General features: G+C 65.4%; 22 protein-coding genes. 10 read left to right on the top strand and 12 right to left on the bottom strand.

Features of this window, described 5'->3' with window-relative positions; all coding sequences use genetic code 11:
* Positions 1–2 precede the first annotated feature (2 nt).
* Together E3O06_RS12885 and E3O06_RS12880 are read right to left on the bottom strand one after the other, a co-directional pair.
* Positions 3–1,442 carry a DNA recombination protein RmuC gene (locus E3O06_RS12885; protein ID WP_134503771.1) on the bottom strand — a complete coding sequence of 480 codons (1,440 nt, stop codon included), beginning with the start codon at positions 1,440–1,442 and terminating at the stop codon, positions 3–5.
* An 87-nt stretch (positions 1,443–1,529) separates the two neighbouring features.
* A complete protein-coding gene (locus E3O06_RS12880; protein WP_134503770.1) occupies positions 1,530–2,144 on the bottom strand; it encodes an exonuclease domain-containing protein in 615 nt (204 codons plus the stop codon).
* Positions 2,145–2,232: 88 nt separating this feature from the next.
* Between E3O06_RS12880 and ychF the strand changes: the two genes are divergently transcribed.
* The 4 genes from ychF (at position 2,233) to E3O06_RS12860 (ending at position 4,931) form a co-directional block, all read left to right on the top strand.
* Positions 2,233–3,306: a redox-regulated ATPase YchF gene (ychF, locus tag E3O06_RS12875; RefSeq protein ID WP_134503769.1), complete on the top strand. Its 1,074-nt coding sequence runs from the start codon at positions 2,233–2,235 to the stop codon at positions 3,304–3,306.
* 53 nt (positions 3,307–3,359) lie between these two features.
* Complete coding sequence (locus E3O06_RS12870) at positions 3,360–4,034, top strand: SDR family NAD(P)-dependent oxidoreductase (RefSeq protein ID WP_134503768.1); 675 nt, start codon at positions 3,360–3,362, stop codon at positions 4,032–4,034.
* Positions 4,035–4,236: 202 nt separating this feature from the next.
* Positions 4,237–4,455, top strand: a complete 219-nt coding sequence (locus E3O06_RS12865) for a DUF4177 domain-containing protein (RefSeq protein WP_134503767.1) — start codon at positions 4,237–4,239, stop codon at positions 4,453–4,455.
* Positions 4,456–4,715: 260 nt separating this feature from the next.
* Positions 4,716–4,931 carry a dodecin gene (locus tag E3O06_RS12860; protein ID WP_134503766.1) on the top strand — a complete coding sequence of 72 codons (216 nt, stop codon included), beginning with the start codon at positions 4,716–4,718 and terminating at the stop codon, positions 4,929–4,931.
* A 52-nt stretch (positions 4,932–4,983) separates the two neighbouring features.
* Here the strand turns inward: E3O06_RS12860 and E3O06_RS12855 are convergent, their stop codons facing one another.
* Entirely contained in the window at positions 4,984–5,181 is a 198-nt protein-coding gene (locus E3O06_RS12855; RefSeq protein WP_198415819.1) for a hypothetical protein, read from the bottom strand.
* A gap of 127 nt (positions 5,182–5,308) precedes the next feature.
* Between E3O06_RS12855 and E3O06_RS12850 the strand changes: the two genes are divergently transcribed.
* A complete protein-coding gene (locus E3O06_RS12850) occupies positions 5,309–5,875 on the top strand; it encodes an HhH-GPD-type base excision DNA repair protein (protein WP_134503765.1) in 567 nt (188 codons plus the stop codon).
* A gap of 21 nt (positions 5,876–5,896) precedes the next feature.
* On the opposite strand, the gene E3O06_RS12845 is transcribed toward E3O06_RS12850, so the two are convergent.
* The 5 genes from E3O06_RS12845 to E3O06_RS12825 form a co-directional block, all read right to left on the bottom strand.
* Positions 5,897–6,700 carry a hypothetical protein gene (locus E3O06_RS12845; protein ID WP_134503764.1) on the bottom strand — a complete coding sequence of 268 codons (804 nt, stop codon included), beginning with the start codon at positions 6,698–6,700 and terminating at the stop codon, positions 5,897–5,899.
* 101 nt (positions 6,701–6,801) lie between these two features.
* Positions 6,802–9,138 carry a hydantoinase B/oxoprolinase family protein gene (locus E3O06_RS12840; RefSeq protein WP_134503763.1) on the bottom strand — a complete coding sequence of 779 codons (2,337 nt, stop codon included), beginning with the start codon at positions 9,136–9,138 and terminating at the stop codon, positions 6,802–6,804.
* Between the two features lie 52 nt (positions 9,139–9,190).
* On the bottom strand, positions 9,191–11,317 hold the full coding sequence (locus E3O06_RS12835) for a hydantoinase/oxoprolinase family protein (RefSeq protein WP_134503762.1): 2,127 nt from the start codon (positions 11,315–11,317) through the stop codon (positions 9,191–9,193).
* A gap of 2 nt (positions 11,318–11,319) precedes the next feature.
* Entirely contained in the window at positions 11,320–11,787 is a 468-nt protein-coding gene (locus tag E3O06_RS12830; protein WP_134503761.1) for an acetone carboxylase subunit gamma, read from the bottom strand.
* A 47-nt stretch (positions 11,788–11,834) separates the two neighbouring features.
* A complete protein-coding gene (locus E3O06_RS12825; RefSeq protein ID WP_134503760.1) occupies positions 11,835–13,691 on the bottom strand; it encodes a hydantoinase/oxoprolinase family protein in 1,857 nt (618 codons plus the stop codon).
* Positions 13,692–13,859: 168 nt separating this feature from the next.
* Here E3O06_RS12825 and E3O06_RS12820 point away from each other — a divergent pair, with 168 nt between their 5' ends.
* Positions 13,860–15,671 carry a sigma-54-dependent Fis family transcriptional regulator gene (locus tag E3O06_RS12820; protein WP_134503759.1) on the top strand — a complete coding sequence of 604 codons (1,812 nt, stop codon included), beginning with the start codon at positions 13,860–13,862 and terminating at the stop codon, positions 15,669–15,671.
* 23 nt (positions 15,672–15,694) lie between these two features.
* Here the strand turns inward: E3O06_RS12820 and E3O06_RS12815 are convergent, their stop codons facing one another.
* Genes E3O06_RS12815 through E3O06_RS12805 form a run of 3 tightly spaced genes read right to left on the bottom strand, consistent with a single transcriptional unit; the run spans position 15,695 to position 17,910 of the window.
* Positions 15,695–16,276 carry a DUF4395 domain-containing protein gene (locus E3O06_RS12815; RefSeq protein ID WP_241980162.1) on the bottom strand — a complete coding sequence of 194 codons (582 nt, stop codon included), beginning with the start codon at positions 16,274–16,276 and terminating at the stop codon, positions 15,695–15,697.
* Positions 16,254–16,610 carry a thioredoxin family protein gene (locus E3O06_RS12810; protein WP_134503758.1) on the bottom strand — a complete coding sequence of 119 codons (357 nt, stop codon included), beginning with the start codon at positions 16,608–16,610 and terminating at the stop codon, positions 16,254–16,256. Before E3O06_RS12810 ends, E3O06_RS12815 begins: the two co-directional genes overlap by 23 nt.
* 40 nt (positions 16,611–16,650) lie before the next feature.
* Positions 16,651–17,910, bottom strand: a complete 1,260-nt coding sequence (locus tag E3O06_RS12805) for an MFS transporter (RefSeq protein WP_241980160.1) — start codon at positions 17,908–17,910, stop codon at positions 16,651–16,653.
* A 168-nt stretch (positions 17,911–18,078) separates the two neighbouring features.
* On the opposite strand from E3O06_RS12805, the gene E3O06_RS12800 reads away from it, so the two are divergent.
* From E3O06_RS12800 to E3O06_RS12790, 3 genes are all read left to right on the top strand, one after another.
* On the top strand, positions 18,079–18,447 hold the full coding sequence (locus E3O06_RS12800; protein ID WP_134503756.1) for a rhodanese-like domain-containing protein: 369 nt from the start codon (positions 18,079–18,081) through the stop codon (positions 18,445–18,447).
* Between the two features lie 205 nt (positions 18,448–18,652).
* Positions 18,653–20,317, top strand: coding sequence for an ABC-F family ATP-binding cassette domain-containing protein (locus E3O06_RS12795; RefSeq protein ID WP_134503755.1), 1,665 nt, complete (start codon positions 18,653–18,655; stop codon positions 20,315–20,317).
* 127 nt (positions 20,318–20,444) lie between these two features.
* On the top strand, positions 20,445–20,660 hold the full coding sequence (locus E3O06_RS12790; RefSeq protein ID WP_134503754.1) for a dodecin: 216 nt from the start codon (positions 20,445–20,447) through the stop codon (positions 20,658–20,660).
* Between the two features lie 53 nt (positions 20,661–20,713).
* On the opposite strand, the gene E3O06_RS12785 is transcribed toward E3O06_RS12790, so the two are convergent.
* Entirely contained in the window at positions 20,714–21,064 is a 351-nt protein-coding gene (locus E3O06_RS12785; protein WP_134503753.1) for a LysR family transcriptional regulator, read from the bottom strand.
* A gap of 117 nt (positions 21,065–21,181) precedes the next feature.
* On the opposite strand from E3O06_RS12785, the gene E3O06_RS12780 reads away from it, so the two are divergent.
* On the top strand, positions 21,182–21,781 hold the full coding sequence (locus tag E3O06_RS12780; protein ID WP_134503752.1) for an LON peptidase substrate-binding domain-containing protein: 600 nt from the start codon (positions 21,182–21,184) through the stop codon (positions 21,779–21,781).
* Positions 21,782–21,784 lie beyond the last annotated feature (3 nt).

The following is a 21,784-nucleotide window of genomic DNA, read 5'->3' as shown; positions in this document are numbered from 1 at the left end:
AATTACACTCGGATCTCGAGATCAGAATCGTTCTCGAGATCCGATTCGTCGACATCAGCGAGGCGCAGTTTGATGGCACTGTGTTTCGCTTCGTTCAACTCGGCGCCATCCAATTCGACGGGCAAGTCGGGCGCCTCGGGCGGCCCGGGCTCCAGCTCGGGCGCGGTCAGCTTGCGCGGGGAATCGTGGATACGGGCCGGTTCGGTGAGCAGCCCGATCTTGGTCTCGTCGATCCCGGGAAACTGCCTGGCGGTCACGAGCACCCGGGATTCCAGCGAGTTGGCGAACTTGTTGTAGCTGTCCACCGTGCGTTCGAGCGCCTTGCGCAGTGACTCGGCATGCCCGCTCAGCGCACCGAGCCGCTGGTACAGGGCATTGCCCAGGTCGAACAGCTTTTGCGCCTCGTCGGTGACCGCCTGCTGCTGCCAGGTGAAGGCCACCGTCTTGAGCACCGCCCACAGGTTCACCGGCGACGCCAGGGCCACCCGCTTGCCGAACGAGTAGTCGAGAATCGACGGATCGGCTTCGAGCGCCGCCGACAGCAGCGACTCGCTCGGAATGAACGCGATCACGAATTCCGGGCTGGCATCGAAGCCTTCCCAGTAGGTCTTCTTGGCGAGCGCATCGATATGGGCGCGCACAGCCTTCACATGCTTGTCGATCAATAGCTTGCGGCGTGCGCCCTCCTCGCCGGTGGCGGTGTAGGGGATGGTGCTCGCCTCGATGTAGTGCTCGAGCGGCACCTTGGCGTCGATAGCGATCGACTTGTTGCCGGGCAGGCGCACGACCATGTCGGGTCGGCCGAGGCCGGCATCCGTCGTAATGTTGGTCTGGGTGTTGAAGTCGACGTACTGGGCGAGGCCGGCCGCTTCGACGACGCGACGCAGCTGCGTTTCGCCCCAGACACCGCGGGTGCTGTTGGAGCGCAGTGCGCTTGCGAGCGATTCGGTGGTCACCCGCAGCTGCTGGTCCGAAATCTGCGCCTGCTTGAGCTGCTCTGACAAGGAGCCGTACTGTTCGCTGCGTTGCGTCTCCAGCTCGGTGACCTTCTCCTGCATGATGCGCAGGGTCTCCCGCACTGGGCTGAGAGCCTCCAGTACGAGGTGTTCGCGTTTTTCCCGCTCGGACTGCAACTGCTGGTCGGAGCGCTGCCGTTCGATGGTGTCGCGCGCCGTGGCGCGGTCGTGTTCGATCTGGGCGGTGAGTCCGTCGACGGTGGCCAGGGCGGCCGACAACTCACTCTGCAGAGCGGCGCGAACAGTTGCCTCGCTCGCACGCGCCTCGGCGAGAGCAACCTGGTGACGTGCCTCGACCACGGCGGGGTCGATGGCGCCCTGGGCGGGAATCTTGGCGCGGCGACGTTGCAGCAGCACCGTGGCCAACAGGGCGCCCAAGGCGACACCGACGACGAGACCGACGATCAAACTCAGCAGTGGATCCATGGTTTAAGTCTGCCAGCGCCCACCGACATTGCCGAAATGACACTCGGACCAGCCTGAATGCTGCGGTCGATCATGCTGACGACGGGTCTAGTTGAGCGCCATTGGCCCGTGCGTCGACGCGTGCTCCTGGGTGGCGACCGGTCCGATCACACCGACCTTGACGCGGGTCACGTGGGCGAGCTGCTCGATCGTATCGACTTCGTGGCGCTTGGCCGAGTGAATCATGATGGCAGCGCAGGCCTCGGCGTCAGCGAGCGCGTTGTGGTGTGAGAAGTCCTCGAAGCCTGCCGCCATGGCCGCGACCGGCAGGCGATACGACTCCAGGTGGTAGGTGCGGCGGGCCACCTGCAGGCTGCAAACGTAGCGAAAGTCGGGCACCGGCTGTCCGGTCACGAGCGACGCCGTCTTGATCACACCGAGGTCGAAACCGGCGTTGTGGGCGACCAGATAGTCATCACCGACGAAGGAGACCAGCCGGGGAAATTGCTGGGACCATGTGTCGGCACCGTAGACATCCGCTGCGGTGATGCCGTGAATGCGGGTGTTCCACTCCGAGAATGTATCGTGGCCGGGCGGAGGCTGGATGAGCCAGTAGGCCGAATCAACGACCACGCCGTCACGCACCCTAACCATGCCGACAGAGCACGCCGAGGCGCCCGAGGAGTTGGCGGTTTCGAAATCGATCGCGGTGAAGTTCAGCACGTCTCATGATCTCACGGGCCACCGACAGGAGCCGCCGACGAGGCCGTCGACACGGCCGACAGCGGCGTGGCCGGTAGAATGGTCTCTCGTGGCTCTTACTATTGCAATCGTCGGACTCCCCAATGTGGGCAAGTCCACCCTCTTCAACGCCCTGACCAAGAACAACGTGCTCGCGGCGAACTACCCGTTCGCGACGATCGAGCCCAACGTTGGAATCGTGAACCTTCCCGATTCGCGTCTGGCCGACCTCGCAACCATCTACGGCAGCAAGACCCTGCTGCCTGCACCGGTGTCGTTCGTCGACATCGCCGGCATCGTGCGTGGCGCGAGTGAGGGGGAAGGGCTCGGCAACAAGTTCCTCGCCAACATTCGCGAAGCGGATGCCATCGCCCAGGTCATTCGCGGATTCGCCGACCCCGACGTGGTGCACGTCGACGGCAAGGTCAACCCCGCCGGCGACATGGAAACCATCAACACCGAGCTGATCCTCGCCGACCTGCAGACCCTCGAGAAGGCCGTGCTGCGCTTCGAGAAAGAGGTCAAGGGACGCAAGCTGCCTGCCATCGTGCTGGAGACCGCGCTCAAGGCGCAGGCCATCCTTGACGGCGGCCAGCCGCTGTCCTCGGCAACGCTCGACATCGAGCCGATTCGTGAGCTCGGTTTGTTGACCGCGAAGCCGTTCATCTATGTCTTCAACGTTGACGAGGCCGTGCTGCAGGACCAGGCGAAGCTCGACACCCTCGCTGCGCTCGTAGCCCCGGCGAACGCCGTATTCCTCGACGCCAAGCTCGAGAGCGAACTGAGCGAACTCGACGCCGAAGACGCCGCAGAGATGCTCGCCTCCACCGGCCAAGCCGAGAGCGGCCTCGACCAGCTCGCCCGCATCGGCTTCGACACCCTCGGCCTGCAGACCTACCTCACGGCCGGTCCGAAAGAGTGCCGCGCCTGGACCATCCACAAGGGCTGGACCGCGCCGCAGGCCGCCGGGGTCATCCACACCGACTTCCAGAAGGGCTTCATCAAGGCCGAGATCTTCTCGTTCGAAGACCTCATGGCCGCCGGCTCGATCGCCGAGGCCCGCTCCAAGGGCAAGGCGCGCATCGAGGGCAAGGAATATGTTATGCAGGACGGCGACGTGGTGGAGTTCAGGTTTAACGTTTAGGCTCGGACTCCTCGCGGTTGTCGTCACCGCCGCATGAATCCAGGGAGATTATCGTGCCTGTCATCGCCATCATCGGAGCCGGACCGGGACTCGGTGCAGCAGTTGCGCGAAGGTTCGGGCGCGAGGGCTTCTCAATTGCCCTAGTCGCCAGGAACCAGTCGAAGCTGGACGCTATGGCAGCCGAGCTCACCGCTGCCGGCTTCACCGCGTCTGCTTACGCTGCGGATGTCCGCACGCCGGCGTCGCTCGAGGCCGCCCTTGCGCGTGCCGCGGCAGAGCTCGGGCCCATCACCGCGCTGCAGTACAGCCCGCTTCCGTCGCGTGATTATCTGAAGCCGGTGCTAGACCTGACTCCAGACTTGGCGTTGGAAGCATTGCAATTCTCGGCTCTCGGGCTCATTCACGCGGTGCGTGCGGTGCTCCCGGCGATGCAGCAGGCAGGTAGCGGCAGCATCATCATGATCAACGGCGGAACCTCGGTGAAGGCCCGCGCCGACTTCGCCGGCACATCGGTCGCCTTCCCGGCTGAGAGCGCCTACGGCGAGATGCTCCACGATGCCCTCGAGGATGAGGGAATCCGTGTCAACCAACTGGTGATTCCCGGCGGCATCCCACAGCTTCAGCTTGCCAACGGCATCGACGGGGTCGCCGATCGCATCTGGGACCTCCACGCCGTTGCCGGTCCGTTCCGCACCATGCTGATCCCGCTTGAGGACGGCAGAGAGTAGGACGCAGCATCGGGCGATACTCGCCACGGGATGAGCCGTGTCACCACCGATGGCTGCCCAGGCTCGGCCTCGATCGACACCGATGGACGGTGCTCCAGCTGTTCGTGGGTGACTAGATGGACTGGGCGGCGATGGGGTGCAACACCTGTAACCTTTCCACTAATGATGCTCCGACTGCGGAGCGGTGAAAGGTAAAGCACAGATGGCGTCCAGCGGCACATATGTAGTAATCCAGATCGTCCTCAAGGAGAAGTTTTTGGGCACCGGCTCCGGCAATCTCACGGAGCTGGAGAACGCGATTAATTCACAGGCCTCGCTCGGCTATCGATTGCACACCATTACAACCGCGGCGTCGGGCAGCAAGGGCTTCGGAGGCGGCGATCGTGTCCAAGCGACGATGGTGTTCGAGCGAATCGTGTGAGTCGGACACAGCTCCCGGCAGAGCCAGGGACGGCGACGTTGTGGAGTTCCGCACCAACGTGTAGCTAGCACCACCCGAGCGGCCGCTTGACCGACTGAATCCTGTCGACCGCGCGGTCGCTTACTGCATGCGCTGTCGTTGCGAGTCGATGGCGCAATCATCACACGACGTTTCCACGCCGCTACGGTGGTTTGAAACCGAAGATGGACGATGACATCCGGCGTGACGTGGTGCTGTTGTGATCGGCCGCAAGGCTGCCAATGACTGACAATAGCTATCGTGTTGTCGAAGTGGTCGGCACGTGGAAAGTTGGTTCCGACGAGGCGATCGCCAACCCGGTTCGGCGCGCCAGCGAGACGGTGGAGAACCTGGATTGGTTCGTGGTCGTCCAGATCAAAGGTCATATTGAGGACGGCGCCGTAGACCACTGTCAAGTGGACCTGAAGCTGGGGTTCAGGCTCAAATCCGTGAGTTAGAGCCCTCCGGTTGGCAGCGTGTTGCGTCTGTCGTTGCGACTGGGATGGCGCACTAGGCAATCAGGGAGTGCAGATCAACCCCGAAGAGAACGAGCGGCCACAGCACGATGGCCGCCAAACCCTCCAGAATGTTGCCGGGAATGTTCCACGCCACCAGATACCCCTGCGTGGCGGCGACCACTATTCCGATGACGAGATAGATGATCCCGATAAGACCTGTTCCGCGTCCGCGCATTGGGCCCACCGCCATTCCTGCGTATCGTCTAATTTCCCCGTGTGGGGTGGTAAGCACAGCATAGTTGTGTCCAGGAATTTCGGTCAGTTTCTCGTCTAATTTCCTTCTGTGCGCCGCGCGCCCGCAGTGGCACAATGGGCGAATGACCCTGCACCTCACCGGCGATACCGACGCCGACGCTCTCCTCAGCGAGAACCCGTTTGCCCTGCTCGTTGGCATGCTGCTCGACCAGCAGATCGCCATGGAAACCGCCTTCGCCGGCCCGGCCAAGATTCGAGACCGCATCGGCGCGCTCGACCCGGCCACGATCGCCGACTACGACGCCGATGCTTTCGTCGACGTGTTCCGCCAGTCGCCGGCCGTGCACCGTTTTCCGGGCTCGATGGCCAAACGCGTGCAGGAGGTCGCCGCGGTCATCGTGAGCAACTGGAACGGCGACACGGCCTCTATCTGGACCGCTGACCACCCCAGCGGCGCCGAAATCCTCCGTCGGCTCAAAGCCCTCCCCGGGTTCGGCGAGCAGAAGGCAAAGATTTTCCTCGCCCTCCTCGGCAAACGGCTCGGGGTCGACGCGGACGGCTGGCGCGAGGCATCCGCTCCCTACGGCGAGGACGGCGCGTACCGGTCGGTGGCCGACATCGTCGATCCCGAATCATTGACCCGGGTGCGCGAAACCAAGCGGGCCGCGAAGGCTGCAGCGAAGGCGTAGTTTCGCCAACCACCCCGTCGACTAGATCAGCGCCGCAATTCGGCTTAGCACCTGCTCCGGAACTGCCTGGTGCGGCACCTCGCCCACCAGAAAATCGCCGTCCGGCAGGGATTCGGTGTCGGTCGACCAGAATCCCGCGCCGATCACCGCCCCGCGGAGCGCGCTGCCGTGCAGCTCGACCCGATCCTCGTGCCGGCGGCCGAGCGCCCACCGGTAGTGGTCGGTCACGTTGGCGATCGGCGAATACGTCTCCAGCGGCACCGATTCGGCGCCGAGAGCCGGGCCGCGGTCATCGAGCAGTACCGCCATCAGGGGAAGCGCGGCGAATCCGCGCAGCCAGTCGGCGACATACATGGAGGCGTTCTCGGCATTGTCGGCGTCAAGCCCCGAGACGTCGTCCGACCCCGAAAACGGATGCGTGCGCGCCAGCCACTGCATCGGCGACGGAATTTGCAGCACGACCGGCACCCGCTGGGTCTGGCTGAACACCGTGGCCAGTTCGACGACGGCCGCCGTGGCGTCTGCGTCGCCGAGCAGGGTGCGCAGGGCGTAGCCGGTGCGGGATTTGGCGCCCATCGCGGCTCGCAGGGTCGGGTCGGCGGCGACTCGCTGGGCGTAGAAGCGGTCGAGGCTGAGCAGCGCGAGGTCAGACCCCAGCACGCCCTGAACCTGGCCGAAGAAGTTCGCGAACGCCATCGGCTCCTGCCACGGAACCGGCTTGCCCTGCAAAAAGACGGTTTGGGCGTAGTCATGGCTGTCGAGCACGACCGCCCGGCGGCGGCCCGACGTCGGCAGAGCCAGTAGGTCGGTCAGCGAAAGTGTCACGGTGTCTCCCATCAATCAATCAATCAGTGAATCAGGCAGTTCGACCAGCGGCTGCGGGGCCGTAAGGAGACGGCCCCGCAGCCCGGGTCAGCATGGGAAGGTCAGGACTTGTGGTCGACCACCTCGCCGTACTTCTCCTCGAGTTCGCGCACGCGGGCCTCAAGCTTGCTGATCTTGAGCACCCGACGATCGGGAACCATGATCAGCGGCAGCTCCTCGAGCTTGCCCTTGACCCGTTCCGGCTCAAGTCCGCCCCAGTGGGTGGCGATCAGGTTTTCGTCGTCGTCCTGACCCCAGGAACCGAAGTACAGCAGGTCGGCCGGCGGCTCCTCCTTCACGAAATTCTTCACAAACTCCTTGTACGGGGTGCCGCGGCTGATGCGGTCCCGGCGCATCTGCGCCCGCAACGCCACGGTCTGATCCTCGTGCACGACGTAGGTGCCGGGTTCCCAGACCACGCCGTACATGGTCGACGCGGTGTGGGCGCTGATCCGGTCGAGTTCGAGGTCGGTCACCACGAGCTCAGGGTCGCGTTCGAGCACATCGCCGTAGCCGCCGCCGGCTCCCTGGGCGATCATATACAGCTCGCCCTCCTTCGCCACATCGAACTGCAGGCCCATGTGCGCGGACTGGTAGTCGCCGCCCTCGAACGGCTGCTCGTTCATCACCCGTTCCATCGACAGGTTGAACTGGGTCGGGTCCTTCTGGATGATGTCGTAGATATTGACGTTCTTCACCATCGCGAGCGGGTAGACCGGGCAGCCGTAGCCGCCGAACATTCCGGGCACCGACGAGAACTTCGACCCGCTCGTGACGGTCATGAAACCCCAGCTCGGGGTGCCGCGGGAGGCGACGATCATCTCATAACCCATACCTCCACGAAACTTGCCGAAGCCCTGGTTGTCGCGCACGAGGCGCTTGCTCACGAGCTGGAGAAAGGGGACTTCCTCTTCCATCACTTCCTGCTCGCCGATGTCGGCCATCGCGCAGAACAGTGGCGCTACGGCATCTTCGCCGTCGCGGAACGCTTTCGCGCCGCCGCCCATGCCGTTCAGGTCGGCGCACAGGTTGCCGACCTGTTCACCGTTCTGCGTGGTGCCGCCCCAGAGAAAGTCGTTGATCTGGTTGAACCAGGGGGCGACGACGTTGGAGTATTTCTGCGGAGAGGAGAACTGCATCTTGGCAAACGCCGTCTGCAGGGCCGAGAAGCCGCGGAAGGAAGCCTGCAGCGACTGGCCTACCGGGGCGTCGTAACCGGCATCCGCCCAGCTGTGCTCCTCGGTGATGACCTCGATCGGTGACAGTGCACCGGTCGAACGGGGCAGGTCGGGCCACCAATACGACAGGATGGCCTGGGCCATGAACGACTTGGTCGAGGCCAGGGGTGAGTTGATGGCCCGGTTGAGAATCTCGGGGCCGGTGCCGGTGAGATCCACGATCATGCGTTCGCCCTTGATGGTGATCTTGCAGGCGAACTTGATCAGGATGTTCTCTTTGAGGGTGGAGTCGACGAACTGGTTGAAGGTCACCGTGCCGTCGGGCAGTTCGCCGATGCGGCGACGTACTTCGGTCTCGACGTCTTCCACGGTGACCCGCAGCGAGGCGACGAACGTTTCCTGGCCGACTTCGTCGATCAGGCGGTCGACGGTGTCCATGATGCGCTTGACGGCGCCCATCTTCACCTTGATGTCGGCGAGCATGAGCTTCGGGTCACGCGTCGAGTGCTGCAGGAAGGTCAGCAGGTCGCGGCGCAGGTGGCCCTTCTCGACGATTTTGATCGGCGAGGCCCGCAGGCCGTCGTCGAACGGGGTCTCAGAGCCACTCGGCATGCCGCCGGGCTCGCAGGCGCCGTTCTCACCCTCGTGGATGGTCGCACCGACCCAGGCGATGATGATGCCGCCGCGAATCACCGGCACGAGCATCGACTGGTCGGTGTTGTGCACCATGCCGAAACGCGAGTCGTTGTGAAAGAAACCGTCACCCTCGTTGATGCCGACGGTGGGCTCGTCCTTCCAGTTCTTCATGATGTAGCGGATGGGGTGGTGCAGCACCGCGGAGAACGCGATCACGCCGCGGTTGGAGAGGTAGGTGACGTCGCCCTCGGCGGTGTAGACGGCACAGGACAGATCGGCCCACTTGGCGCCGGGCGCCGCGCCCATGCTCTCGCACATCTCGAACGCCTCGTCGAGGGCGCCGGCCAGGCGCTTGCGGATTCGGTCGATTTCGAGCGGGTCGATGCCCTGCGCGATGCACTCCTCCTCATAGGCGGTGCGCGGCATGATCTCGTGGTGGCGCATGATGGCCGGGTCCGGTCCGAGAAAGAGGGTCGTCTCGTCCATGAATTTGTCTACCCACTGCTGTTCCTGGTCGGTCAGTAGCTGCGATGCGTCGTCGTCGTTTCCGCTGGTGGGCACGAACTCGTCGGTTGTCAGTGTCATGGTGCTCAAGCTCCTTTGCTTATACGAGGTGTTGCGGGGGTGGGAGGGGCGGTCAGTCGCTCAGTAGCCATACGGCGCCCTGCACGGTCGGTTCCAGGCGCCAGCCCGGCTCGACCAGGTAGGTGGTGTTCTCGGTCGTCACGATCGCCGGTCCGTGGATCACGTACTCGTGTTTGAGCGCCTCGGCGTCGTAGACGGGCGTGTCCACCGCTCCGGTGATGCTCGTGAAGTGCACCGACCGATGCGAGACCGGGGCCGGCTTGGTCTTCTCGCCGCCGATCTTGATCGACTCGAACTGAATCACCTCACCCTCGATGTAGGACGCGACTCGAATTGTCTGCACGCGGATGCCCGCCTCCGGTGCCTGGGTTCCCTCGCCGTAGCGCTCGCCGAAGATCTCGGAGAACGTTTTGATCAGGTGCAGCACATCGGCGACGCCGTTGACCCGGTTGATGTCGAACGCGACGGCCGTGGTGACGAGTTGGTTGCCGTAGCGCATGTCCATTTCGAGGCGGTAGCGCACGTCGGCGCGGTCGTAGCCCTGGCGCACGAGGTCTTCGGCGCCCTTCGCTTCGAGTTCCTCGATGTAGCCGTTGAGCGCGTCGTACTGGTTGTACAGACTGCGCTTGATGGCTTCGTAGAGCACGACGTAGGCGCTGCGCTCGTGAATGTGCAGCGGTCGCATGTTGCCGGCGCCGAGCGCCGAGAACACCGAGGCGAAAGGCGGAAACAGGATCCGGCTGATGCCCGCGCTCGCCGCGATGCCGCAGGCGTGCAGCGGTCCGTTGCCGCCGTAGGCGAGCATGGTGTAGTCCTCGATCAGGCCGCCGCGCGAGCGCAGCTCCTTCTCGATTCCGATCGCCATCTGCTCGTCGACGGTCTTCTTGATCACCTTGGCGACCTCGACCGCGTCGAGGTCGAGCTCGTCGCTGAGCGTCTCGTCGATGACGTAGATCGAGCGCTTCTTGTTCAGCTTGATGTGCCCGTTGGCGTAGTTGTCCGGGTCGAGGTAGCCGAGCACGAGGTCGGCATCGGTCACGGTCGGGCGCAGCCCGCCGCGGTCGTAGCAGGCCGGGCCCGGATCGCTGCCGGCCGATTCCGGACCGATCTGGATGGCGTGGTGAATGCGGTTGTAGGCGGCGATCGAGCCGCCGCCGGCACCGAGGGTGTTGAGGTGGATCATCGGCGCCGAGACCATCCAGCGTCCGATGGTGGGCTGGAAGTCGTAGTGTCGTACCCCGCCCTCCGGCACCAGGCCGATATCGAACGAGGTACCGCCCATGTCCATCGAGACGACGTCGCCGAGCCCGGTCGATTCCGACAGGTGCTGGGCCGCGCCGACGCCGGCGATCGGTCCGGAGTGAATCGTCTGTAGAGCATCCGTTGAATTGGGCTGTGCCATGCCGCCCGAGTTGTGGATGACGAGCATCGGCTTCTCATAACCGGAGTCACGCAAGTTGTTGGAGAGCTGGTTGAGCGCGTGGAACATCGTCTGGTGCAGAAAAGCGTCAACGACGGTGGCCATGGCCCGCACATATTCGCCCTTGCGGCCAGAGACCTGGCTGCTCAGCAACACCGGAATCGACCCGAGCTCGTGAGTGGGGTACTCGTCTAGGATGATCTCGAGAATTCGATCCTCGTGCACCGAGTTCTCGGTGGCGTTGGTCAGCGCGATGACGATGGCCTCTGCTCCGTTGTCGACGAGTTCGCGCACCTGGGTGCGCACGTCGTCGTACATGAGCGGCACGAGCACCTCACCGACCGAGTCGATACGTTCCTTCACCGAGCGGATGAGACGGCGCGGCACGAGCGGGTCGGGGCGCTGGGCATCGGGCATGTCGCCCTGCTTGACCCCGTCGAGTCCTTCGCCGTAGCCACGGCCGCGGGAGAGCGGAATGGTGTCTTCGAAGCCGTGGGTGACGATCGCAGCGACCCGCGGACCCTTGCCCTCGATCAGGGCGTTGGTGCCGAGGGTGGTCGCGTACCGCACCGAGTCGACCTCTTTGAGCGCGGTTTCCCGGCTGATGCCCGCGCGCTCGCAGGCCCGGTCGAGGGCTTCGTTGAAGCCGAGGGCGAGGTTGTGGTGGGTGGTCAGCGCCTTCGACTCGATATATACGTCGTCCCAGACGAAGAAACAGTCGCTGAATGTGCCGCCGATGTCTACGGAGATGCGTTTCACGGTCAGTGCCCTTCGGTGGTGTCGGCGTGCGAGTGGGAGTGGGAATGTGCGGAGACGGAATCGAACCGGGCGCTGAGGTCGGTCTCGGCGTTCTCGCCGGGGCCGTAGTTGACGACCTCTTCGGGGTTGCCGCCGTGGACTTCCCATTTTTCGCGCAGGGAATCGATGTCCCAGAGCATGTCGACGGTCGGCGGATGCCCCGGCGGCAGGTATTCCGCCTCAATCTGGGTACCGCAGGTGGGGCAGTAGAACTCCAGGATTCGGCAGAAGGTCGGGTCGGGGGAGAACGTGAACTCGTACTTCTCCGGGTCGATCACCGGCGGGTGGATCTCCCGCGGGTCCCGGTCGTAGACCAGCGTGCCTTCCTTGTAGTTGCCGCGGGCGTCGCCGAAATCGTGGGCGCAGACGCGGCAGATCCACCGCTCCGTGTCGAGGTCGATGAGCAGGTATTCGGTCATGGGAACGCGCATTTTGTTTGTACCTTCCTTGGGAAACACAGCGGGTTGAGGTGAGTGGTTTAGATCGTGTCGGTGAGCTGCAGGTCGCCGGCGGGGGAGACCGTGAGGGTCCAGCCGAGCGGCACTCGCGCGGTGAAGAACGGTCCCTCGACAATGGCCGGTCCGGTTGCCGTGGCACCGGGGTTCTGGTCGTCGAGCCGGTAGACCAAGACGCTGTCGATCTGCGTCGGCGTCGACCGAACCTGCCGGGTTCCGGCGGCTACGGCAGCGCTCGCCGCAGCGGGCACTCCGCTGGCAATCGTCGGGTGCGGCAGCCGGAAGGTGGCCTTGAGCGCGAGAATCTCTTCGCCGTCTTCGACCCGGGTCGACCAATCGAGTTCGCACTCGCTCAGGTCGTGCCCTTCCTGGAACATGTCCTTGCCGGCATCCGCTTGCATCGCGGTGCGCGCCGCGCCGATCTCGGCGGCCGAGAAACTGGTGACACTGGTTTCGTAGGACTGCGCGATGTCGGAGAAGCTGATGCCGTAGGCGGAGAACACCGCGGCGAGCCGCGGCACGAGCACCCGGTGCACGCCGGCAATGCGGGCGGCGCTACAGGCGTTCATCGGTCCGCCGCCGCCGAACGCGGCGACCGTCGTCTCGCCCGTCGTGCTGACCAGGTCGGCGAAGGCCCGCGCCAGATGACTGGAGTAGCTGGCCTCCATGCGAATCAGCGCCTCCTCGAGGCTGATTCCGAGTGGGTCCGCGACGGTCCTGGTGATGACCGTGCGGGAGCGCTCGGCGTCGAGGGCCATCTCGCCGTTCAGATAGGTGGCGGGGTCGAGTACGCCGAGCAGCAGGTTGACGTCGGTGATCGTCGCCGAGGTGCCACCGAACCCGAAGCAGGCCGGTCCGGGCGCGGCTCCGACGCTGTCCGGTCCGACGGTGATCTCGCCGTCGTGCACAGCGATGATCGAGCTGCCGCCGACTCCGGTCGAACGCACGTCACTCATCTCATAGGAGATCTCGACGCCCTGGATCGATCCGCGCCGGTCGACGGCGATTTCCCGGTTGGCGACGGCGCCGACATCCGTTGTGGTGCCTCCGACATCGATCATGAGTACGTTGTCGAGCCCGTAGGCCTCGGCGAGGGCGCGCGTGCCTTCGAGCCCGCCGCGCGGTCCCGAGGAGTAGGTCTTGAGCGCGACCGACTTGGCCACGCGGGAGGAGGCGCCGTCGTTGCGGTAGATCAGCAACGGGTTTTTCACCTTGTAGGCGCGCAGTCGGTGTTCGGCGCTGTACAGAAAACGTTCCACCGTCGGGTGCAAAAAGGAGTTGAGAATGCCCGACCAGACCTGGCGCTCGCGGGAGGTGTCCGCGGCGAACTCGCGGGAGAACAGGATCGGCACCGAGCCGAGCAGGTGCCGAGGAAAATTCTTGAGCATGGTGCGCTTGAACAGGTGCTCGCGTTCGGCGCTCAGGCCGGCGACGACGAGGCGCTCGGCCCCGGCGGTGGTCAGGCGGTTGATCTCGGCGACGAGCTGCTGGGAGAGGCCTTCCGGGGTGCCGTCGGCGGCGACGATGCCGACGCGCGCACCGATCAGATCCGCGAACAGCGCGGCCGTCTCCTCCTCGCGGCTGAGCGAGTCCGGCAGGGTGGGATCGTCGGTGATCAGCCCTATCAGCGGACCCTTGCGCTGCACGAGGGCGTTGGTGCCCTGCGTCGATGAATAGCGGATGTGCTGGGTCGAGTGCAGCAGCTCAGCCAGGTTCGCCTCGCCGAACAGCTGGGCGGATGCCTTGGTCATCGCGTCGAAGAGACACTGGGACAGGTCGACCGGGGTGGTGAGGGTCTTGGTGAACGTGAAATCCGTGCCGCTGGCGACGACAATGTCGGTGAGGGTTCCACCGTTGTCGATGTTGATCAATCGTTCCATGAGCGCTCCTTTGCGTTGCAGTTGTGAGTGACCGAGGCTCCCGGGGGAGCCGCTCCAGTAAGAATGACCCCGCGTTCCCACGGTGGCGTGTCCCACATTGGGACACCGCACGGCTAGCGCTCGCGGGGTCGCAGAGGGCATGCTTGCAGAGTCCACAAGGGAGTAGATATGCATAGGATCGCGGAACGGCGAATCAAGATTGCTGCTGCTCGCGCCGATTTTCTGCGGTTCGGCCACGCCGAAACCCAATCGGTTCCTGGACCGGTGGCGGCTTCCTGGCAGCGATCCTTCTCGGCCGGCGTCGACGCCTCGTCATCGCAGGCGGTGTTCCACAGCGACCTGGATCTCACCGGTCGGCTGATGCGCTGCTCCGAACCGGTGATTGCCCGGCTGAGCGACGAGATGGCCCAGATGCCGCTGTCGATCGTGCTGACCGACTACAAGGCGCGAATTCTCAGTCGCTCCGAAACCGACACGACGATCGGAACCCTCCTTGACGAGGTGTCGCTCGCGCCGGGCTTCAACTATGCCGAGGCCAGCGTGGGAACCAACGGCATCGGCACGGTGCTCGAGTCGGGCCAACCGCTCTACATCGTCGGTCCCGAACACTTCCTGGAGCACCTGCAGCCATTCGCGTGCGCGGGGAGCCCCATTCGCGACCCGCTCTCCGGCCGGGTGGAGGGGGTGCTTGACATCAGCTGCCTGAGCGAGCATGCCAGCCCCCTCATGCATTCCCTGGTGCGGTCGGCCGCCCACGAGATCGAGCGCAACCTGCTCGTCGACCGCAGCCAGCGGCAACAGGCCCTGTTCGAGGCCTATGTGCGGGTGGATTCCCGCACCCGCGGTGCCGTCATGGCGATCGGCGGCACCGTCGTGATGGGCAACGCCGTGGCGCAGAGCCTGTTCGCACCCGATGAACAGTGGACCATCCACGAGCATGCCCGCTACCTGATGATCTCACCGGGACAGCCGGTCGATGAGATCGAACTCTCGTCCGGCAAAATCGTGCAGATTCGGGGCAAGCGCGTCGTCGTGGGCCCAGACGTCGCCGGAATCGTCGTGGTCGTCGATATCAAGAGCGAACCGGCGCCTCTCCCGGTGCGCGCATCGGGTCTGGCCCTGTCACCGTCGGCGATCCTCCACGATGTGTCATCCCTGCTCGGCAAACGCGCCTCGAGCAGCGTCGTCACCGCGCTGACTGCCGGGGCCGCCCTGCTCGTGTTGGGGGAGGCCGGCGGCGGCAAAGTCTCGCTCCTCGCCGAACTCTACCGTCAGATTGTTCCGCTGGGTCGGAGTGTCGTGTTCGGCGCGGAAACGCTCAACGAGCACGGTCTGCAATCCCTCCTGGGCAACGACCTGGTCAACGCCGGGGCTCGGCCCACGCTGTACATCTTTCGCAATTTCGATCGGTTGAGCGCGGCGGTCGCCGCAGAACTGGACGCATTTCTCGTTACCCGGGAGGCCCACGCCAACTTGGGTGGCATCGCCGTCACCGTGTCCCAACCCGATCTGCAGGCCGATCTGGTGGCCGATCGTGCATACACGAGCCTGCTGCACCATTTTGAAACCTCCGTCACGGTCGCGCCCCTGCGGCATCGCATCGACGACCTGCCCGACATCGTCACGCGGGTCCTCGCCCGCCGGTCCGGATTGCGCCCAGCCACCGTCAGCGCCGGAGCGATGCGGGTGATCTCCCGCTACCCGTGGCCGGGCAACATCAGGCAGCTCGAGGAAGCGCTTGACATTGCCCTGCTCACCCGACCGGTCGGCGCCATTCAGGCCGAAGATCTGCCCGCCTACTGCCACGGCGGTTCGCCGCGGCTTCTGTCGGCGCTCGAAGCGGGGGAGCGGGACCTCATCGTCGGCGCGCTGCACAAAGCCGACGGCAACCGGATGCGTGCGGCCGAGTCCTTGGGAATCGCCCGGTCATCCCTCTACCGCAAGCTCAAAAGCTTCGGCATCACGGTCACCGACTCGTAGTCGGAGCCGGCGGCATCCGCTCGTTAGGGTCTCGGTGCGACTGTGGCGTTGCGGCCGCGCGGCGGCGGCGTGTAGTTGCAGGTGTCGCCGGGACACAGCGTCGGCTTCGTCCTGGAGAAGACACGGGAGAGTTCGCAGCCCACGCAGATGCCGAAGGCCGTCTCCAGGAAGAGCAGGGTGAGGCACCCGCTGCACAGTGCGAGGGTGATCAGGGGATCGAGGCCCAGAAGTCCCATGGCGAGGCAGGATGAGAAAGCCATTCCGAGCCCGAGACTCCAGGCGAGCTTCTTCGGTTCGGCACTGACCCATTCCGGGCGTTGACGTCGCACCGCGAGGGATCCGAGCAGAAGACTGGGGGTGTACCGGGCGCTCACGAACAGGCGCAGCATCATGTCGACCATGAAGAGAAATCCGAAGGCGCGCAGGGGCTGAAAGAAGCCGGTGAGCGCCGCGATCATGAACGCGATGATGCCGACCAGAAAGAGGAGGCCGGCGGCTGCGCGAATGGCACGCTCGTTGAAGACGGGTATGTCGATGCCGTCCACGAGCTCGCCGAAGATCGGGGCCGAAACTGCCACCGGGTCAGCGCGCAGCCAGGCTGGCACGCACCGCGACCATATCGAGAGCCTGAACGTTGACGATCAGCTCGTCGAGGCTCGCGGCATTGAGCGCCCCGGGCTGCGAGAACACCAGTACCTTGTCGCGAAAGGCCATCAGGGTGGGAATAGAGCGGATGCCGGCCGCCGACGAGAGCGCCTGCTCGGCCTCGGTGTCCACCTTGGCGAAGGTGATCTCGGGGTGCTTCTCCGACGCCGCGGTGAAGGTCGGGGCGAAGTTGCGGCACGGTCCGCACCAGCCGGCCCAGAAGTCGACGAGCACGATGGCGTTGTCGGTGATGGTCGCGTCGAACGTTTTTTCGGTGATGTCTATGGTGGCCATGGTGTGACTATATACCCATGGGGGTATATTGCGGAAGTCGTCAGGCGTGCGCATCGCGCAGTCGCAGCACCGACCAGGTGACTACGACGGCGACGAGCGCCATAGCGGCGAGGCCGAGCCCGGAGTATCCGGCCAGAGCCAGAATCGGCCCCGCAATCGCTCCGCCGAGCGCGCCGGCCGCGTTCATCGACAGGTCAGAGAACCCCTGCAGTGACGATCGATCTTCGATCTCAACGGCCTCCGACACGAGCGCCGAACCCGCCACAACGGATGCCGACCAGCCCAGTCCAAGAATGATCAGGCTCAGCGTCATCGTGCCCTGCGACCCGTCGCTGAGCCAGGCCACGGTCAGGGCGACCAGCAGCATCGACTGCCCGCCGAGAATGACCGGAAGTCGCCCCACTTTGTCGGACAGTGCGCCGAACACGGGGGAGAGGGCGTACATGCCGGCCACGTGCAGGCTTATGGTCAGCCCCACGATCGTGAGGGTCGCTCCGTGGTCGCGCAGGTGCACGGGCGCCATGGACATCAGCGCCACCATGGTGGCATGGCTGAGCGCGATGACGACGACCGCATATCGAGCCGCCGCATTGCCGCGCAGAATGGCCAGGCCACCGCTGGCCCGACGGATGCCCGCGCTCCCCGAGCGTGCGGCCAGCGCGGTCAGCAGAGGGTCGGGTCGAAGTCCGAGCGCGTAGACCACGGCCGCGGCGACCGTGGCAGCGAGTGAGAACGCGAAGGCTCCGGTCATCGCCGGCAGTCCAAGCGCGGCGCCGAGCGCTTCGCCCGGTCCGAACAGGTTCGGGCCGAGCACGGCACCGATCGTTGTGGACCAGACCACGATCGACAGGTCGCGGGCGCGAAAGCGCGAGGTGGCGAGGTCGGTTGCGGCAAATCTTGCCTGCAGATTTGTCGCCGAACCGGCGCCGAGCAGCATCAGGGCGGCCAGCAGTAGTACGAAATTGTCGATGGAGACCGAGGTGATCGCGAGCACGGCTCCCGCGCCGGCCACGAGTGAGCCGGTCGCGAGCGACACGCGACGCCCGTGTGCCTGCGCCAGGCGGGCAAGCGGCACGGCCACGACCGCGGCGCCGAGGGTGCTCATAGTCGCGGCCATGCCCGACCAGGCGCTCGACCCCGACAGCTCGGCGGCGAGCAGCGCGCCGAGTGACAGCGTTGCACCCATGCCGATGCCGCCCAGAATCTGGCCGGTGATGAGTACCCGCACGACGCGCTTCTGCAGGTCGGTGTGCTCGGTGTGTGGCGCTGCCGCTTCGGCGTGTGTCGTGTCCTCGTTCACAATCGTTCCCCTTAGTTGCGGCCCTGATGGGCCAGCGCCTCGACCGGTGGCGAGCGCCTGAAAACACTCTAGCGAGCGTTCAGGTGACCGGACTTGCCTCTGTGCAGAATACCCCATAGGGTATAAGTAAATCAGGCCCCCAGCCGCAGCACCCATCGAAAGCAGCTCATGAAGAAGACCCTCGCCGCCCTGGCCATCGCCGTCACCGTCGCGCTCGGGCTGTCGGCCTGCTCAGCCACGGCCGAACCGATTGAGCTGGCCGCGGGCACGGTCATCGTCGACGTGCGCACGCCGAGCGAATACGCGGCCGGCCACCTCGACGGCGCCATCAACATCGACGTGCAGTCGGCGACGTTCGACACGGAGCTGTCGGCTCTTCCGGCCGACGGCGACTACGTCGTCTACTGTGCTTCCGGCAATCGGTCGGCCTCGGCCGTCACCCGCATGGCTGACCTCGGCTTCACCGGCCTGACTGACGCCGGCGGAATGTCGGACGCCGCGGCATCCACTGGCCTGGCCATCGTCACCGCCCGGTAACCCCCACCCCACCACCACCCACATTGATCAAGGAGACACCATGTGCAGTCCCATCCGTTGCGAAAACTGTTCGAAAATCGGCTGGACCGGCTGCGGACAGCACGTCGAAGATGTCATGGCGGGTATTCCAGCCAGCGAGCAGTGCACCTGCCGCTGAGATAGCGGGCGGTCGCCGGCCGCGTCGCCGCAATGAGAATATGGAGTAATGACCGGAACACTCGTGGCCAGAGGCCTGGCTGGCGGCTACGCACACCGAACCCTCTTTGAATCGCTCGACCTCACCGTTGCCCCCGGCGATGTTGTCGGGGTGGTCGGTGCCAACGGCGCCGGCAAATCCACCCTGCTGGGCCTACTGGCCGGGCTCGGCGAACCGCAGGCCGGCACCATCACGCTCAGCCCAGCGGATGCCTTCGTCGGCGCGCTCCCGCAGGAACACGAGCGGGTTCCCGGCGAAACCATCGGCGGCTACATCGCCCGGCGCACCGGCTGCGCCGAGGCGACCCTTGAGCTGGATGCCGCGGCATCCGCTCTCGGAGACACCCAGCCACCCGTCGACGGAATCGACCCGGCCGACGCGTATTCGACCGCGCTCGAGCGCTGGCTGGCCAGCGGAGCGGCGGATCTCGATGAGCGGCTGCCGCTCGTGCTCGCCGACCTCGGCCTCGCACTCGGCGGCACCCTCACCGCGGACAGCCTGATGACGGCGCTCTCCGGCGGGCAGGCGGCCCGCGTGGGACTCGCCGCCCTGCTGCTGTCCCGCTTCGATATCGTGCTGCTCGATGAGCCCACCAACGACCTCGACCTTGACGGTCTCGAACGCCTCGAAGCCTTCGTCACCGGCCTCCGCGGCGGCGTCGTGCTGGTCAGCCACGACCGCGAATTCCTCGCCCGCTGCGTCACCCGGGTGCTCGAACTCGACCTCGCGCAGGGGGCCAACCGGGTGTTCGGCGGCGGCTACGACTCCTATCTCGAGGAACGCGAAACCGCCCGCCGGCACAACCGGGAGAACTACGACGAGTTCGCCGCGAAGAAAGCCGACCTCGTCGGACGGGCCAGAACCCAGCGGGAATGGTCGAGCCAGGGCGTGCGCAACGCTATCAAGAAGGCCCCGGACAATGACAAGATCCGCCGCAAGGCCTCGGTCGAGTCCAGTGAGAAGCAGGCGCAGAAGGTGCGGCAGATGGAAAGCCGCATCGCGCGCCTCGACGAGGTCGAGGAGCCCCGCAAGGAGTGGCAGCTCGAGTTCACCATCGGTTCGGCCCCGCGCTCGAGCGCCGTCGTGGCGACCCTGAACAACGCCGAGTTTCGGCAGGGCGACTTCGTGCTCGGCCCGGTCTCGCTGCAGGTCAATGGCGGCGAACGCATCGGCATCACCGGCCCCAACGGCGCCGGCAAGTCCACCCTGCTGCGCGCCCTGCTCGGCCGCCAACAAGCGGATGCCGGCAGCGCTCATCTCGGCCCCAGCGTCGCGATCGGCGAAATCGACCAGGCCCGGGCGCTTCTGGCTGGCGCGCGGCCCCTCGCTGAGACCTTTGACGTTCTCGTTCCCGACCTCTCGCCCGCCGCAGTGCGCACCCTGCTGGCCAAGTTCGGTCTCAAGGCTGACCATGTGAACCGCCCGGTCGACGAGCTGTCGCCGGGGGAGCGCACCCGCGCCGGTCTGGCGCTGCTGCAGGCGCGCGGCGTCAACCTGCTCGTGCTCGACGAACCCACCAACCACCTCGACCTCGCGGCGATCGAACAACTCGAACAGGCACTCGACAGCTATGAGGGCACGCTGCTGTTGGTCACCCACGATCGGCGCATGCTCGAGAACGTGCATACCGATCGGCACTGGCAGGTCGAGGCTGGGCAGGTCACCGAGCTGTAACTTTCCGGTCGATTCCCGCGACCGGAGCGCATCCGGTGGACGGAAAAACCGGGCTACCTATTGCCCGTCGTTCGTCCGCGGTACCGTGGCCCTATCCGTTCACCGTCGAACAGCCAGGGAGCTCACAATGACTGACAATACCTATCGTGTTATCGAAGTGGTCGGAACGTCGAAGGTTGGTTCCGACGAGGCCATCGCCAACGCGGTTAAGCGCGCTACTGAGACGGTGCAGAACCTCGACTGGTTTGAGGTTGTGCAGATCAGGGGCCACATTGTGGACGGCGCCGTTGACTACTTTCAGGTGCATATGAAACTCGGCTTCAAGCTCAACGCGCTGAGCTAGTGTCCTCCGCGCGGTAGCTGGCGTACGTCCTGCCGAAGGGCCGCGTGCGCAGGCTACCGCGACTGGCGCTTCTTGCCGAGCTTCGGCTGGCCCTTCACCGCGGGGGCGCGGCCCTTGCCCTTGTTAGCCTTGGCCTTGCCTCCGCCGGAACCGCCGCCGGGCTGCGAGCTGCGGGCAGCCTTCTGCGCGAGCTCCATGCGGGCGTCGGCGAGAAAGGCCACCCCGATCTTCGTCAGTGTCGTGCTCTCGGCGGCACGGTCGAACAGGGCGTAGCCGAGTTCGGCCTCGACCTGCTTGACCGACGCACTGAGGGTGTCGCGCGAGATGGCCAGTGCCTGCGCGGCGCGGGCAAAATCGGGAGCCTCGGCGGCGGCCACGAAGTGTCCTAGCAGGGTGATGTCCACAAACAGCCTCTCGTTCTTCCGCAAATGGAGCGGTAGACCTTCTAGGCTACGCGTCGGATGCGACCCATTCCACCTACGAGGGTTGGCGCAACGCCGCCGACGTGGTTCGCTGGAACCATGACGACCCTGCCGATGTTCCCCCTGGGTTCCGTGCTCTTCCCGTACATGCCGCTGCAACTGCGGGTGTTCGAGGACCGGTACCTGGTGATGATGGCCCGGGTGCTCGACGCCGAGCCGGCCGAGTTCGGCGTTGTTCTCATCGAACGCGGCCAGGAAGTGGGCGGCGGCGAACGTCGGTTCAGCATCGGCACCGTCGCCCGGGTCACCCAGCTCGAAGCCCCCGAGGGCTACCTCGGGCTGGTCGTGCAGGGTGAGCGCAGAATCGAGGTGACCGAGTGGATGCCGGAGGACCCGCATCCGCTCGCCACGGTTCGTGTGCTGCCCGACCTGGAATGGGACGATGCGCTGCTGCCGCGCCGTGAACAGGCGGAGCAACTTGTGCGCCGCACCCTGTCGCTCGCGAGCGAATTCTCCGACCAGGAGTGGTCGCCCGATGTGCCGCTCTCGCACGATCCGACCGCGGCAGCCTGGCAGCTCGCGGCGATCGCTCCGGTCGGGCCGCTCGATCAGATTGCACTGCTGCGCTCGGACACCATGTCGGTCTTGCTGGATAACATTATCGAGCTCACGCAGGGTGCGGCCGAGACCTGGGCCTAGCGA

The sequence above is a fragment of the Cryobacterium glaciale genome (genome assembly GCF_004402535.1).
Lineage (GTDB): Bacteria > Actinomycetota > Actinomycetes > Actinomycetales > Microbacteriaceae > Cryobacterium > Cryobacterium glaciale.
Note: the sequence above shows the minus strand (reverse complement) of the source record. Positions and strands in the feature narration are given on the sequence as shown.

What these genes read in the sequence shown, in the direction of transcription:
- E3O06_RS12865 (WP_134503767.1), top strand. Translation starts at nt 4,237, where the DNA reads ATGGCGTCCAGCGGCACATATGTAGTAATCCAGATCGTCCTCAAGGAG.
- E3O06_RS12780 (WP_134503752.1), top strand. Translation starts at nt 21,182, where the DNA reads ATGACGACCCTGCCGATGTTCCCCCTGGGTTCCGTGCTCTTCCCGTAC.
- E3O06_RS12840 (WP_134503763.1), bottom strand. Translation starts at nt 9,138, where the DNA reads ATGACACTGACAACCGACGAGTTCGTGCCCACCAGCGGAAACGACGAC.
- E3O06_RS12790 (WP_134503754.1), top strand. Translation starts at nt 20,445, where the DNA reads ATGACTGACAATACCTATCGTGTTATCGAAGTGGTCGGAACGTCGAAG.
- E3O06_RS12825 (WP_134503760.1), bottom strand. Translation starts at nt 13,691, where the DNA reads ATGGAACGATTGATCAACATCGACAACGGTGGAACCCTCACCGACATT.
- E3O06_RS12885 (WP_134503771.1), bottom strand. Translation starts at nt 1,442, where the DNA reads ATGGATCCACTGCTGAGTTTGATCGTCGGTCTCGTCGTCGGTGTCGCC.
- E3O06_RS12830 (WP_134503761.1), bottom strand. Translation starts at nt 11,787, where the DNA reads ATGCGCGTTCCCATGACCGAATACCTGCTCATCGACCTCGACACGGAG.
- E3O06_RS12855 (WP_198415819.1), bottom strand. Translation starts at nt 5,181, where the DNA reads ATGGCGGTGGGCCCAATGCGCGGACGCGGAACAGGTCTTATCGGGATC.
- E3O06_RS12820 (WP_134503759.1), top strand. Translation starts at nt 13,860, where the DNA reads ATGCATAGGATCGCGGAACGGCGAATCAAGATTGCTGCTGCTCGCGCC.
- E3O06_RS12810 (WP_134503758.1), bottom strand. Translation starts at nt 16,610, where the DNA reads ATGGCCACCATAGACATCACCGAAAAAACGTTCGACGCGACCATCACC.
- E3O06_RS12850 (WP_134503765.1), top strand. Translation starts at nt 5,309, where the DNA reads ATGACCCTGCACCTCACCGGCGATACCGACGCCGACGCTCTCCTCAGC.
- E3O06_RS12795 (WP_134503755.1), top strand. Translation starts at nt 18,653, where the DNA reads ATGACCGGAACACTCGTGGCCAGAGGCCTGGCTGGCGGCTACGCACAC.
- E3O06_RS12800 (WP_134503756.1), top strand. Translation starts at nt 18,079, where the DNA reads ATGAAGAAGACCCTCGCCGCCCTGGCCATCGCCGTCACCGTCGCGCTC.
- E3O06_RS12860 (WP_134503766.1), top strand. Translation starts at nt 4,716, where the DNA reads ATGACTGACAATAGCTATCGTGTTGTCGAAGTGGTCGGCACGTGGAAA.